Origin of the sequence: Paractinoplanes polyasparticus, from assembly GCF_019710575.1 — a bacterium.
Lineage (GTDB): Bacteria > Actinomycetota > Actinomycetes > Mycobacteriales > Micromonosporaceae > Actinoplanes > Actinoplanes polyasparticus.
Genome location: NZ_JAHWFK010000090.1, coordinates 1 through 12,585, shown reverse-complemented (window position 1 = coordinate 12,585; position 12,585 = coordinate 1). Strand labels below are relative to the sequence as shown.

Annotated in this window: 14 protein-coding genes and 1 pseudogene; 8 read left to right on the top strand and 7 right to left on the bottom strand. The window is 69.2% G+C overall.

Annotation, left to right across the window (positions count from 1 at the left end):
• Positions 1-512 precede the first annotated feature (512 nt).
• Positions 513-1,118: a TetR/AcrR family transcriptional regulator gene (locus KXC43_RS49740; RefSeq protein ID WP_221383338.1), complete on the bottom strand. Its 606-nt coding sequence runs from the start codon at positions 1,116-1,118 to the stop codon at positions 513-515.
• 184 nt (positions 1,119-1,302) lie between these two features.
• Between KXC43_RS49740 and KXC43_RS52270 the strand changes: the two genes are divergently transcribed.
• Both KXC43_RS52270 and KXC43_RS53165 read left to right on the top strand, forming a co-directional pair.
• Positions 1,303-1,437, top strand: a complete 135-nt coding sequence (locus KXC43_RS52270) for a hypothetical protein (RefSeq protein WP_255646193.1) — start codon at positions 1,303-1,305, stop codon at positions 1,435-1,437.
• A 91-nt stretch (positions 1,438-1,528) separates the two neighbouring features.
• On the top strand, positions 1,529-4,159 hold the full coding sequence (locus KXC43_RS53165; protein WP_221383337.1) for an AfsR/SARP family transcriptional regulator: 2,631 nt from the start codon (positions 1,529-1,531) through the stop codon (positions 4,157-4,159).
• On the opposite strand, the gene KXC43_RS49730 is transcribed toward KXC43_RS53165, so the two are convergent.
• Entirely contained in the window at positions 4,153-4,548 is a 396-nt protein-coding gene (locus KXC43_RS49730; RefSeq protein ID WP_221383336.1) for a hypothetical protein, read from the bottom strand. The genes KXC43_RS53165 and KXC43_RS49730 overlap by 7 nt on opposite strands.
• Positions 4,549-4,828: 280 nt before the next feature.
• Positions 4,829-4,960, bottom strand: coding sequence for a hypothetical protein (locus KXC43_RS52255; protein WP_255646192.1), 132 nt, complete (start codon positions 4,958-4,960; stop codon positions 4,829-4,831).
• Between the two features lie 189 nt (positions 4,961-5,149).
• On the opposite strand from KXC43_RS52255, the gene KXC43_RS49725 reads away from it, so the two are divergent.
• A complete protein-coding gene (locus KXC43_RS49725; RefSeq protein ID WP_221383335.1) occupies positions 5,150-5,986 on the top strand; it encodes a hypothetical protein in 837 nt (278 codons plus the stop codon).
• A 378-nt stretch (positions 5,987-6,364) separates the two neighbouring features.
• Here the strand turns inward: KXC43_RS49725 and KXC43_RS49720 are convergent, their stop codons facing one another.
• The 3 genes from KXC43_RS49720 to KXC43_RS49710 all read right to left on the bottom strand — a co-directional run bounded on the left by KXC43_RS49720 (position 6,365) and on the right by KXC43_RS49710 (position 8,169).
• Complete coding sequence (locus tag KXC43_RS49720) at positions 6,365-7,348, bottom strand: hypothetical protein (RefSeq protein ID WP_221383334.1); 984 nt, start codon at positions 7,346-7,348, stop codon at positions 6,365-6,367.
• 1 nt (position 7,349) lies between these two features.
• Positions 7,350-7,862, bottom strand: a complete 513-nt coding sequence (locus KXC43_RS49715) for a SigE family RNA polymerase sigma factor (RefSeq protein WP_221383333.1) — start codon at positions 7,860-7,862, stop codon at positions 7,350-7,352.
• 64 nt (positions 7,863-7,926) lie between these two features.
• Positions 7,927-8,169: a hypothetical protein gene (locus KXC43_RS49710; protein ID WP_221383332.1), complete on the bottom strand. Its 243-nt coding sequence runs from the start codon at positions 8,167-8,169 to the stop codon at positions 7,927-7,929.
• 243 nt (positions 8,170-8,412) lie between these two features.
• On the opposite strand from KXC43_RS49710, the gene KXC43_RS49705 reads away from it, so the two are divergent.
• A complete protein-coding gene (locus KXC43_RS49705; protein WP_221383331.1) occupies positions 8,413-9,180 on the top strand; it encodes a S1 family peptidase in 768 nt (255 codons plus the stop codon).
• Positions 9,181-9,189: 9 nt separating this feature from the next.
• Here KXC43_RS49705 and KXC43_RS52250 read toward each other — a convergent pair.
• Positions 9,190-9,501: pseudogene (locus KXC43_RS52250) on the bottom strand (IS5/IS1182 family transposase); the annotation flags it as partial.
• An 836-nt stretch (positions 9,502-10,337) separates the two neighbouring features.
• On the opposite strand from KXC43_RS52250, the gene KXC43_RS49700 reads away from it, so the two are divergent.
• The 4 genes from KXC43_RS49700 to KXC43_RS49685 all read left to right on the top strand — a co-directional run bounded on the left by KXC43_RS49700 (position 10,338) and on the right by KXC43_RS49685 (position 12,017).
• Positions 10,338-10,589, top strand: a complete 252-nt coding sequence (locus KXC43_RS49700; protein ID WP_221383330.1) for a three-helix bundle dimerization domain-containing protein — start codon at positions 10,338-10,340, stop codon at positions 10,587-10,589.
• A 44-nt stretch (positions 10,590-10,633) separates the two neighbouring features.
• Positions 10,634-10,759 carry a maltotransferase domain-containing protein gene (locus KXC43_RS49695; protein ID WP_221383329.1) on the top strand — a complete coding sequence of 42 codons (126 nt, stop codon included), beginning with the start codon at positions 10,634-10,636 and terminating at the stop codon, positions 10,757-10,759.
• Positions 10,734-11,009, top strand: a complete 276-nt coding sequence (locus tag KXC43_RS49690) for a maltotransferase domain-containing protein (RefSeq protein ID WP_221383328.1) — start codon at positions 10,734-10,736, stop codon at positions 11,007-11,009. The genes KXC43_RS49695 and KXC43_RS49690 overlap by 26 nt, the downstream gene beginning before the upstream one ends.
• A gap of 831 nt (positions 11,010-11,840) precedes the next feature.
• The gene (locus KXC43_RS49685; RefSeq protein WP_221383327.1) at positions 11,841-12,017 is read left to right on the top strand and encodes a hypothetical protein; all 177 of its coding nucleotides are present in this window, start codon (positions 11,841-11,843) and stop codon (positions 12,015-12,017) included.
• The last annotated feature ends 568 nt before the right edge of the window (positions 12,018-12,585 follow it).

Here is a 12,585-nt window from a genome sequence, read left to right as displayed (position 1 = left end):
GGCAACGGGCCGCGGCTCCTCCGGCCGATCCGACCGGCGACAACGCGTCCGAACGTGCTGCAGTGCCGATCCCGCCGCCGTCGCGGCCCGCCGGGCTTGACTGACCGGCACCGCCGACACGAACGAGCCGCCCGGATCGCGGCGCCGCACGCAGTGCAGGCCCGACCGCTTTCGCCTCCGGCAGAACCTTGCACCGTGGTCGACGCCTGGCCGCCGCACAGTCGAACGCCTGGCCGCCAAGCACGTAGGCTGCCTGGTCGAGCAACCCGCCGCGGTCGCCATCGCAGCCCGGAGGCCGTCGAAGCCGCCGGGCGCGATGGCGCTACACCGCCGAGCGACGCGGCCAGCATCATCACCTCCCTGGCCTCCCGCGAGGGCCGCTTGGGCGACCGGCCAGGTCACCGACGCCTCGAGCGGCACCTCGCTCTGAGCGCGCCCGGCCGCTCGTTCAGCTATAGAGCCGACCCCCTGCGCACCACCACTCGCAACATCGGCGCCTAACAAGGCCTGAGTCAGGGCGGTGTGGGCGCCGGCCAGGCGGTCATGGCCAGTTCCGCGGTGTCAGTGAGTTCGGCTGCGGTGGCACCGTCGCGTGCTCGCTGGGACATGCCGTGCATGACGGCCGTGAAGTAGGTGGCGAGTCTGCGGGGGTTGGCGGTTGCCGGGAGTTCGCCGTGTTGCTGGGCCGTTGTCAGGTGTTCCTCGAAGGTGCCGACGGTGGCGTTGCGCAGGTCACGCATGTAGGTGGCGACGTCGATGTCGGCGGCGGCGCTGCAGAGCAGGTTTCCGGCTGGAGTTTCGGGGTCGGTGTACATGGTTGCCGCGTCGAACAGGACGCGGTGGAAGGCGGCGTAGGCCGTGGGCTCCTGGGCCATGGCGGCCGAGATGAACCTTCCGGCTGGTGAGCGCCCGTGCGCCTCGATGACTTCGTTGAACAGCGACCTCTTGTCCCCGAACGCCGCGTAGAGGCTGCCGGGCCGGATGTTCATCTCGCGGGTGAGGTCGTGGATGGAGGTCGCTTCGTACCCGTTCTCCCAGAACAGGCGGGTGGCGGCGGCCAGCGCCGCGGCCCGGTCGAAGGTCGGCGGCCGGCCTCGCCGCGCTTCTGATGTGGTCATGACTCTATTCTAGAGCGATCGCTCAAAGAATCCTCAAGAATTTTTGGCGGACCGCTCAAAAATAAGCAAGGTTCCTCTTGAGCGATCATTCAATTTAGGGACGGCATTGATGTCCAACAACAAGAGTTGTACGCGCGTGTTGGTCCATGGAGCTCCGGAGACCTCGGAGCTTTAGCGGCCACTGGTGTGCGAACTGGCCGCGCTCGGCGTCGAGAACGTGGTCCTACTGAGTCCTTCCGGCCTCGGCGTACCGCTGCCGGAGGTATTCGATGCGAATCTCGACGGCTACCGGGACTGGTTGATCGGTGAGCTAACGTAGCGGAACCGGCCGCTGGACGGCAGGTGCATCACGCCTATATCCGGCTTATCCGCTATCGACCGCGTCGCGGCCGGTCGATAGATTCACCTTCGTGGGCGGTGTGCAGATCCGGGTGCTCGGCCCCGTACGGCTCGGAAACGCGCCGATCGCGTCGGCGAAGCAGCGCGCGTTGCTTGCCGCGCTGGCGCTCGAACCGGGCGAGGTAGTCAGCCGCGGCACCCTCGTCGAGGCGATCTGGGGCACGGACGCGCCCGGCGCGAACGCTATCCAGGTGCAGGTCAGCCGCCTTCGGGCGAGGCTCGACGGGGACCTGGTCTCCGTGCCCGACGGCTACCGGCTGAAGGCGCCCACCGACCTGGCGCTCTTCCTCGACATGGTGCGCCGGGCTGCCAGCGCCTCCCCCGAGCAGGCGTGTGCCCTGTTCGGCGAGGCGCTCGCGCTGTGGCGCGGCGAGGTCGTCGCCGACGTGGAGTCGGTGCGCGAGTCCCCGGCCGCCGCCGCGGTCACCCGCCAGCGGCTCGCCGCAGTCGTCGACTACGCCGACGCCGCGTTTCGCCTCGGCCGGCACGGGTCGGTCCTGGCGATCCTGTACGAGGCAACGACCGCGCAGCCCTTCGACGGACCGCTGCACGCCCGGCTGATCACCGCGCTCGCCGGGACGGGACGGCAGGCCGCCGCGCTCGAGGCCTACGAGGGTCTGCGCCGCCGCCTCGCCGACGAGCTCGGCGTCGACCCCGACCCCGCGCCGCGGGACGCGTACCTCAGGATCCTGCGCACGTCGTCGACGCCGGCGCCGCGGCACCTCCCGGCCGCAACGCGCTTCTTCACCGGCCGCGACGCCGAGCTTCGGCACCTCGACAAATGGCGCGCGGCCGGCACACCCGTGGTGGCGGTCGTCGGCACTGCCGGGGTCGGCAAGACCACCCTCGCGCGGCACTGGGCGTTGCGTGCAGCCACCCATTTCCCGGATGGCCAGCTGTACGCGGACCTGCGCGGGTTCGACCCGGCCACGCTGGCCGCCGCGGACCCCGACGAGATCCTGTACGGCTTCCTCGACGCGCTGGGCGTGCCCGTGATGCCGGTGACCGCGGCGGCCCGGATCGCGCTCTACCGCTCCACCCTGGCCGGGCGACGCGTGCTGATCGTGCTCGACAACGCCCGCGACGCCGCGCAGGTGGAGCCGCTGCTGCCCTCCGGCGACGCCGCGATGACGCTCGTGACAAGCCGCAACGAGCTGGCCGGGCTGGCCGTCGCCGTCGGCGCCGAGGTGCTGGCACTGCCGCTGCCGACCGCCGGGGAGGCCAGCGACCTGGTGCGCCGCCGGCTGCGGGCCGATCGCTGCGCCGACCGGGCCGCGCTGGACGAGCTCGTGGAGCGCTGCGCCCGGCTGCCCGTCGCCCTGGCGGTCGTCGCGGCCCGGGCCGCGCGGCATCCCGGCTCGCCGCTGACCGTGTTCGCCGAGGAGCTGCGTGCGGCCGAGCACACCCTCGACGCTCTCGGGGTCGCCGCGGTGTTCGCGTGCTCCTACCGGTCGCTGAGCCCTGCGGCGGCGCGGCTGTTCCGTGTTCTGCCGCTGCATCCCGGTCCCGTGCTGCGGCGCGAGGTGCTGGTCAGCCTCGCCGGGAGCGTGCGGGTGCCGCTGGCCGAGCTCACCGGCGTCGGCCTGGTCGAGGAGCACGGGCCCGGCCGCTACGCGCTGCACGACCTCCTGCGGGCGTACGCGTCGTCGCAGGCCTCCGAGGCCGACACACCCGCGCCGCGGCGTCGCCTCGTCGACCACTACCTGCACTCGGCGAGTGTCGCGGATCGGCTGCTGCACCCGGGACGCCGCCCCCTTGAGCTCGGCGATCCCGCGCTGGGCGTCGTCGTCGAGACCCACGGTGGTGCGCCCGCGAGGGCACTGCGCTGGTTCGATGAGGAGCAGCAGGCCCTGATCGCCCTGGTCCGCGGCCTCGCGGCGGCCGGCGAGGACCACGACACGTGGCGGGTGGCGTGGACGCTGACCAGCTACCTGGACAGGCGCGGCCAGTGGCAGAGCCTCGTCGAGGTCAACACGCTGGCCGTGGCCGCCGCCGAGCGTGTCGGCGACACCGCCGCGGTGGGGCGAGTCCTCGGCGGGCTGGCCCGCGCCACCGCGGCGCTCGGCCGGTACGACGACGCGGAGAAGCTGTTCCTGCGGCTCATCGACGTGGTGACTGTGCCCGCGCAGCGCGGGCACGCCCACATCAACGTGGCCGACCTCTTCGAGCGCCGAGAGCGGTTCGAGGAGGCGCTGCGCCACGCACACCTCGCGCTGGCCTTCTACCGCCACGCCCGCGATTGCAACGGCGAGGCGTCAGCGCTCAACTCCATCGGCTGGTACAACTCCCGCCTCGGCGACCACCGCCGGGGTCTGCGCTATTGCCGGCGGGCCCTGGCGCGTTTCGCCGACCTGGACGACACCTCCGGCGAGGCCGCGACGCTCGACAGCGTCGGGTTCGCGCTGCACCACCTCGGCCGGCACGCCGAGGCGATCGAGTGCTACGAGCGGGCGCTGACCCTCTACCGCTCGGTCGGCGACCGCTACTTCGAGGCCGACATCCTGCGCCATCTCGCCGACAGCCGGGCCGCCGGCGGCGACGCCTACGGGGCGCGGGCCGCGCGGGCGACTGCCCTCACCATCCTGGAGGAGCTCGGCCACCCGGCGGCCCTTGACGTCCGCGCCGCCCTATCGGGTCAGTAGCGCAGCACACCGGCCCAGTCGTTGCCCCACAGCGTGTTCTGCCGCTGGCGGGCCATCACCTTGAACGTAGTGCCGGGCGGCACGTTGACCGCCACAACCTGCGTACTGTAATTCGACGCGCCCCAGCACGGCCCGCTGCCGAAGGCAGTCTGTGTCCTGGTGTTCCACAGCGACATGCACATGCCGTTGGCCGGGAGCTGCGTCGGGCGGAACACAATGGTCGTGCCGTCCGCGTCGGTCCGCGTAGTCTCGTAGCGCAGCCAGCTCTGATCGGCCGGCGTCACGCCGCTGATGTTGTGGTTCGCCGCGGCCTGCGCCGCCGCCGGGAACGCGGCGACGGACAGGGCCACCGTCGCCGTCGCGACGAGAACTCTAATGCTCCGCTTCACGCTGAAAGCTCCGTTCGTCGTCCCCCTGCCCGGCCGGCCGGGGGTTCACGGACGAGCTTGCGCAACGGCGCTTTCAGTTCCCTTTCACTGAGTTTGCACCCGCCATGCGGCGCCCGCCGCGTAGCGGCCGGAACTGCTGCACCATCACGGAACACGCCGGCGGCGACTGCCCGGGCAGCTGGTGGCCTGCCATCGCTGGTCAGTCGGTGTGGGCGTGACGCCGCGATGCCGTCGGAGACGGTCACTGTCGCCGGTCCATGGACCGATAGCCGTGGCGCGGTTAGAGCCGCCGGTTCTGCTTGCTGGTGGCCTCCAGGTAGGCGGGCATGCCGTTGGCGTCGAGGCGTTGGTGCGGATCTGGTTGGCCGATGCGGCGGGTCCACGACACCGCCGATCCGCTGCGAATTCTCACCGAGCCCCGCTATGTGGCGCACGATCTGATCGGTCGGCTCGCACTGACCCGCGCCTGGCGCCGGAGGGCGGCAACTACGTCGTCCGGGGGCCAACTCAGAGTGGAGTGTTGGCGCCGGCGGCGCCGGACGGAACTGATCGCCACCCAGACTTTGATGGATGTCCATTCTTCGATGGCAAGCTAGTGGCCATGCGATCCACTCTCGCCATCGCCATGATCCTTCTCGTGACACTGGGCTTCGCGACGCCCGCCGCGGCAGCGGCCGACTGGGTGACGATCGGCTCCGACCGAGCGCGCGCTTTGGACGAAAGCCAAGGCCTGACCGTCATCCGTCGCAATGGCACCGTGGAGTATCGCTACACCGGTGTAGGCACCATCCCGGCCGGCGTGTCTTCTCGCGGCTACGATCACGTCGGCGATCCCGACTCGGTGTCCGGCTGGTACGTCGAGCCCTACCAGCGCACCGACCGCAACGGCAAGATGTTCCGCGTCCAGTCTCCTTCCGGGGCCTGGAGTGAGTACTTTCATCCTCTGTCCGCCGGCATCGGTGAGGCGCACAACAATTCCTGGACCGCGATCACTCCGGATGGTTTGTGGATGCTGTCCGGCGAATGGGGCACGATGACCCGCCTGCTCGGATTCGCCACGCCTGGCCTCAACCCTGCCGCGAGCACCACGCTGCCGCTTGCCTTCACCGTGCAACTCGACCGTCCGATGCGCGACATACAGGGCTGCGACTTCTCATCCGCCACCACGCTGCTCTGCGCCTCCGATGACCCCACCGCCACGCTGTTCGGCATCAGCAAGCCGCTACTGCAAATCGACTTGGCCCACACACCTGAAGGCGCCGACCTGACCGGCCGCGTGACGGCACTGCGCCAGCTACCCCTGTCCAGCGGGTGCACCGGCAAATTCGAGGTGCAAGGCATCGACCACCAGCAGGATGGCACCCTGCGCGCGATCGTCATGTCTCCCAGCGTCTGCGTCATCATCGACAGCAAGACGTGGCGGCTCCGCAAGGCTTGACAGGCACGTCGTCCTCGACAACCTTGGCACTGTCGCCAGAGGGCCACGCGAGACCGACCTTGTTCCCCTCGCATGGCGTAACCCGCTTCGGCCGTGATCGCGGCGACTACGAGAGCGTCGTCGGCCAGTACGGGTTCGACCTGGCCGGTGCCATCCTGGCCGACCCTGCGTCGGCTACAGGACTTACAAATGGCCATCTACATGCTGCCGCGCCCACCGGCCGGCCCGATCTCCACCGGTTATCTCGAGCAGCGCCGTCGCCGCTGCGCCCGTCGGCGTACGAGATCGGTCGAGCACGCAGCTGCGGTTTCGATCACTGACGCGGCGAGGCCGCACCCGGGGTTGTTCCCCGGATGCGGCCTCCTGACCTGGGGGAGGTCAGAACTTGCCGGCGGCGACGTCCGCGAGCGTCACCCGGGTGACCGTGTAGGTGACGGTGACGAAGGTATTGGTGTACTTGAGGGGCATGCCGGTCTCGGCGTCGACGACCACGCTCTCGGGGCTGTCGACGGCCGGGGCCCCGGCGGTCAGGGTGAGGACCTTGCGGCCGGCGAGGGCGCCCTCCTCGATCTTGATCTCGGGCATCTGGTCGAGCAGCCGCAGCACACCGGCGCGGACGGCCGGGTCGCCGGCACCGTCGCGCAGGGCGTCGATCGAGGTGTTCCACACCCAGTTGTCGGTGTAGTTGCCCGCGACCGCCTTGGTGCCCGTGGCCTTCGCCTTGATCTTGGCCCCCTCCGAGATGGGCTTGACAGCGCCCGGAGCCTCGATCGGCACCGGGTTCTTGCCGGTGTAGAAGGCACGCGCCATCCGCTTACGGGCCTCGTTCAGGTCACCCTTGGCCGCCAGCTTGGCCGCGGCGACCGCCCGCTTGCGGCCGGCTTCGTCCGCCTTGTCCATCTGCGAGCGGCCCTTCTCGACCCGGGCCGGGAGTCCGGCGCGGGCCTTGGCGAAGAAGTAGTCGCCGTTGTCGGCGTGCAGGTCCCAGACGTCGATCTTCTTGCCGTCGGTGTAGGCCTGGCTGCGCGAGATCAGCGTGGCGTCGCCCTCGGTCTGCTTGAGCGTGGTGAGGTGGCTGACCAGGCGCACCACCGGAGGCTGCTCGGCGGTCGCGGACGAGCCCGGTGCGGCGAGGTTGGGCGCCGGCGACCGGGCCGGGACGCCGGTGCCACCAGCGGCGAGAGCCACCGCCGTGACCGCGGCGGCGGCGAAGGTGCCACCGGCCGTGGCGCGCCAGGCGATCCGGCGACGGCTCATCTTCTGGCCGCGGACCAGGATCTCGTCGATCTCCGGCGAGTACGACGGGTCGGAGCGGAAGCCCTGCAGCGCCGCGGTGAGGCGATCCTCGGTGTCGTGAGACATATCAGTACTCTTCCTTCAGGACGGACTTCAGCTTGATCAACGCGCGGCTCGTCTGGCTCTTGACGGTGCCCTCGCTGCACCCGAGGATCGCGGCGGTCTCCCGCTCGCTCAGGCCCTCGAGAAACCGCAGGACGACGGTGGCTCGCTGCCGCGCCGGGAGCGCCTGCAACGCGTGCAGCAGCTCGGCCCGGTTCACCACGCCGTCGGCCATGTCGGCGACCGCCGGATCCGGCACCCGGGTGCCGGCCTCCACGGTGTGCTTCCGATTCCGGCGCCAGCCGCGCCGCGACTCGTTGATCAGGATGCGACGCACGTACGCGGACGGGCTGTCGGCCCGCTGGACCTTGCGCCAGTTGCTGTAGGCCTTGGCCAGAGCCTCCTGGACAAGGTCATCGGCGAGATACCAGTCCCCGCACAACAGATAGGCGGTGCGGTGCAGCGAATCGGCGATGCCCTGGACGAAGACGCGGAACTCCTGCTCCGCGCCGTGCGTCCCGGACGCTCGGTGGCTCATAACGGTCGTCACAACCGGTAAGACCCTCCTGCCGACGAAGACGTTGTCAGCGCCCAACAACTATTCAGGGACCGCCTCGAATCCACCGATGGCGGGGCCAGTACACCCAAGGATGCGCCGCCGGCAGCACCGAGAGGTCCGACATCAGCCCCCGGGCGACCCCGGCCCGGGTCAAGTCGCTGATCAGCGCGAGAACGTGCCGCCGGCCGGCGAACCAGAACGCGATGGCGGACGGATCGGTTCCGCCCGCCGGCACTTCCCAGCGCCGGCCCACTGCGATGGCCCGCGTCGCCGGTGCCTGCGGCATGGTCACCTTGACGCCCTACTGGCGCCGCAACGATGACACACCGGCGACCGTGAACGCCGTGACCGAAGTAGTGATCCGCGCTGCTCGGCTGCGAAGCAGCCCGGGATCTCGGCTTTCGAACGACCAGGCGGCACGACCGGCCGGATCCGCTTCCCGGCGGGTGAGATTCGTCCTGCGTGCCACAAAACGCCCACCTGCACCGTCCTATCTGCGTACCCCCGCAGACCTCTCTAAGGATGCCCGATGCGCTTCAAACGACTTCTGATCGCCGGGGTGGCGCTGGCCGCCGCGCTGGCCACGGCCCCTCCGGCCGCCGCTATCAGTGGCGGTGAGCAGGCCGCGCCCGGTGAGCTCCCATGGATGGTCCGGCTCCTGCCGGTGGGCTGCGGCGGGACCCTCATTCACCCGCAACTGGTGCTGACCGCCCAGCATTGCGTCGATGGGCAGCCAGGCGACAGCCTCACTGTCGTTTCCGGCACTGTCGACCTCGATGACCCGCAGCGGACGATTACCAGGTCCACCGCCATCGTCGGCGGAACCGAGTGGTGGGACGGGCCGGACTGGGCAGTGATCAAGCTGGAGCAGCCGCTCGACGTGCCCACCCTGCGGCTCGCCACCAAGCCCCGGCAGCTACAGACACTGACCGTGGCCGGCTGGGGCAGGCAGAAGTGGGAGGGCCCCCAGGAGACCCTCCTGCGCAAGGTGACGCTGCCGGCACTGCCGGACGAGCAGTGTTTCGACGACCCCTGGTGGGACGAGCACCCCGAGTACCCGAGATCGATGATCTGCGCGAAGTCCGTGGGCCAGAAGAGCCACTGCGGTGGCGACTCCGGTGGGCCGGCCCTGCACCGGCTGCCCAACGGCACCTGGGAGCAGGTCGGCATCGTGAGCTCCGGCTCGGACTGCGACTGGGACGCCGGCGAGGAGCCGACCCCCAACTACACCGACGTCGCCTACTTCAGCCAAAGCATCCGGCACGCCGCTCACCAACTGCTGTCCAGCTCCCGCTGATCGCCGCCCCTACAGTGAGCTATTTTCATCCTCCGTAGCGTTCGCTTCTACGTGGCGCAGAACGAGGATGGCCTGCACGATCGCGGTGGTCCGGCGTGGGCAGCAGCGCAGCGCGGCGCGGATCTTCCGGGTCTTGAGCGTGGCGGTAGCGTGTTCGCCGCGGGCAGATTTTCGTGTGGGCTCAGTTGACGGCCTTCTGCCGGCGTGGCAGCTGCGGCCGGAACGGCGCCGCTTGAACGGGGTGAGCGCGCTGCCGCGGGCGCCCTGGGAGCCCCTTGTCTCGAAAGTCATCACCTCTGCGCTGGTCAGCGCTTGGATGAGCCTTTTCCAGGCTGATCTTGCAGCTCAGAACAGGTGTGGCAGGCCTGGTGGTCAGTAGGCGCGAGCCTCCAGGTAGGACAGCAAATCGACAACAACCCGATGCCCCGACCGGAAGCCTCACAATGCTGTCCTACCTACACAATCTCGTTGTCCAGCCGGACCCTGACCACCTCGCCGACCGCATCCGCGGCCACCATCGGCAGCGCAAATCCCGATGGAACAGGTTGGCGACGCAGCTGAGGCAGACAGGATCCGGCGGTTCGGCCTGACCAACGATGGGCATCCCGCGACGTCGCTTGATTGACGCCGCCTGGAAATGTGGTCGCTGGGGCTCACACTCAGTCAGCGCGAAGTCCCTTTTTTGGGAGAACTCGCACCGATCGAATACGCGAGGCTGCCAGTAGAGCAGTGCGGCACTCGGCCCAGGTGACCGCGGCCGCCGCGGTGGGCATCGGCGTCGACTGCTTCGCGGCCTGGCCCTCGATGACCGACACCAGGTAGCGCTCGCGAGCCCGCGGTCGTGACCAACGCCACGAGCGTGGCGAGGCTCAGTGTCACGCCGCTCCGTTGAGGCGGTGATGGCGGGCCGCTGCCGGGTGTCGAGCCAGTGGCTGTAGCAGCCCGGACCAGGTCCTCGCGCCGAACAGTGTCTGGCTGAGGATCACAAGATGATCATGTCGTCGCGGGCCTGCCGTCGAGGGATCGGCGTTGTTGAACTTCTCACCGGCAGCCGGCACGGGCAGCGTAGCGGAAATGAACATTGCGCCAACGGCCGAATGTTGCAGTGGTGGGCTGGGCATCACCGGTGGAGACGTACGACGTGATGGAGGTGTGCGATGACTGAACCTGCCGGCGGGGGTCTCGTCGATCCGGAGGTCGCCCTGCAGCGCCAGGTCGAAACCCTGGTCCAGCGTTTCCCGGATGTGGATCGTGGCGAGTTGCAGGAGCGCGTGCACAGTACGTATGAGCGGCTCAAGGGTGAGGCGAGCGTCGATTCGCACCTGGTGGCAATGACCGAGAAGCAGGTCACCGAGGAGCTGCGTGGCAGCGGTGAAACAGTCCACGTCCGCAGTGACGACCCGGCCTGACCGGAGTCATGTCGTGGCCGGGGCGATGGATCGGGTGGGTCGCGGTGGCCAATGTCGCTCTGGTGTTCGAGCACGGTGAGCTGCCGGCCAAGAGCATCCCCCGCGAGAGGTTCGAGGCCACCGCGGCTGTCTTCCGGGAGGCGCATGACGCGCTTCCGGGAGAGGCATGACGCGGTCGGCGCCACCGCGATCCTCACCGATCCTGACGGGAACGGGCACCATGTGGCGATGGTCCGGGTCGACGCCGGGCTCGACGCCTGGTCCGCCGCTCTCGCCGCCGACCGGGCCGGGATGTGGCCCTACCGGGTGGAGGGCTGGGTCGGCACGTGCGATGCCGTCGACGCCCTGCCAAGCTTGCTGGACCGGCGGGCCCGGCGCTGCGACGCGGTTGTCACGGACGTGGGCAGACGGTGGCTGTAGACGGTATGGGCGAGGCGTTCCGCGCCGGCGGCGATCTGGAAAACGACGTCGAGGCGTTCGCTCGCTTCGATCACGCGCGTTGCATGACATCCTGGGCCGGGCCCTGCAACAGATCCCGGTGCAGCACCGCTACGCCAGCCCGATCCTCGTCCGTCTGATTCGGCGGACAGCAGCCACAAGTTCGTCGCCACCTGCGCGGTCTGCGCAACCTGGGCCTGGCAACTGAATTCTCGGTGCGTCGCGATCACCAAAGGCGGCCGGGCCTCAATCACCGCCACGCAAAGCATGGGAGGCGGCTCTCGACCGCGACGGCAACCTGCGCGACGGCGCGGAAATCGTCGAACTCACCGAATCAGAGAATCGCGTGTACGGGCTCCTTCGGCGTACCCGAGAATACCCCCAAGTCATACGACTTGGCGGTGCGGGAAGGCGGTCGACGTTGCCGCTGCGAAGCAGTTCGAGTTCCCCGGAGTCACCGAAGCTGCTGTCGGAACTCATGCAGACGGCTGTCCGCGACCGTGCGGCTTGCTCCGTCGCGGTAGTCGTCGAATGAATCTGCGGACGATGCTGGCGCTTCCGCTCTCGCGGCGCGCTGCGTCTCCCCGTACGCGGCATCTTCGAGCAGGTGGGCCAGGTCGCTCAAGAGCGCGATGGAGTTGTGCTCTAGGTATTGACCTCGGGTGGGGAGGTGTCCGGCCCGGCCGGCCACCGCTCGTGTCCGACGACCCGGGCTGTCAACGGCGGGTTCATGCGGAATTCACCCAAACCCGGCAGAGGATCGGATTCCGGTGCGGTCAGATAAATTACGCCCAACCGACGGCAGGTGATGTCGTGACCATCGCGTTGATCCTTACCCTCACGCTTGTAGGGGGCACGATCTGGTCTGCCCAGAGCTACGGACTGGCACGGAACCGAGCCCTTAACCAGCGCATCACCGGTACGCTGCTGGCCGCCAGCGCGGTGACACTACTGGCAGAAATCCTCTATACCGCCGCCATTGCGCAGTGACGCATGACGACATCGCGTCCCCGCTCGACCGGTAACTACGGTCCGGACACTGGGACGACTCGCTCGAGGTGCGCGATGCCCTCCGCAAGCTGGCAGCCCACCTCGCCCCCAGCAACGAACTGCGATCGTCCTCAAGGACGTCTTCGACCACCCGAAGCAGACATCGCCCGAACCCTAGATACCACCGTTGGCGCAGTGAGGGGCGGCTGCGCCGCGGCCGGGAACGGCTCAACGGGACGTTTCCCCGCCTGGTCGCGCCGGCAGCTCGACCGGGCGTTCGAACAGGCTGGCCGTCGCCCCGCTATCGAGCGACCGGCTTGCGAGGCGTACTGACCTGCCGTTGCGACACGAGGTCGCACTTCGCGAGTGAACTCGCAGTTAGGAGGGCCGACATGACGTCGGCAGCGTAGTTCCGGGCGCGTGCTCGATGCCTGGCCCCGCCCTTGGCGTGCGTTGCTGGTAACGGCAGGGTGCGAAGCCCGAGGGTAAAGCTGAGTTCCCCCCGCTTTCGTGGAGCTTCTCAAACATGATCGACTGATCATGGGGAGGAAGCATTTGTGGCTGCACC

Coding starts and splice junctions, on each gene's coding strand:
- KXC43_RS49725 (WP_221383335.1), top strand. CDS start 5,150: ATGCGATCCACTCTCGCCATCGCCATGATCCTTCTCGTGACACTGGGC.
- KXC43_RS49710 (WP_221383332.1), bottom strand. CDS start 8,169: ATGCCGCAGGCACCGGCGACGCGGGCCATCGCAGTGGGCCGGCGCTGG.
- KXC43_RS49715 (WP_221383333.1), bottom strand. CDS start 7,862: ATGAGCCACCGAGCGTCCGGGACGCACGGCGCGGAGCAGGAGTTCCGC.
- KXC43_RS49720 (WP_221383334.1), bottom strand. CDS start 7,348: ATGTCTCACGACACCGAGGATCGCCTCACCGCGGCGCTGCAGGGCTTC.
- KXC43_RS49705 (WP_221383331.1), top strand. CDS start 8,413: ATGCGCTTCAAACGACTTCTGATCGCCGGGGTGGCGCTGGCCGCCGCG.
- KXC43_RS49690 (WP_221383328.1), top strand. CDS start 10,734: ATGACGCGCTTCCGGGAGAGGCATGACGCGGTCGGCGCCACCGCGATC.
- KXC43_RS49700 (WP_221383330.1), top strand. CDS start 10,338: ATGACTGAACCTGCCGGCGGGGGTCTCGTCGATCCGGAGGTCGCCCTG.
- KXC43_RS49740 (WP_221383338.1), bottom strand. CDS start 1,118: ATGACCACATCAGAAGCGCGGCGAGGCCGGCCGCCGACCTTCGACCGG.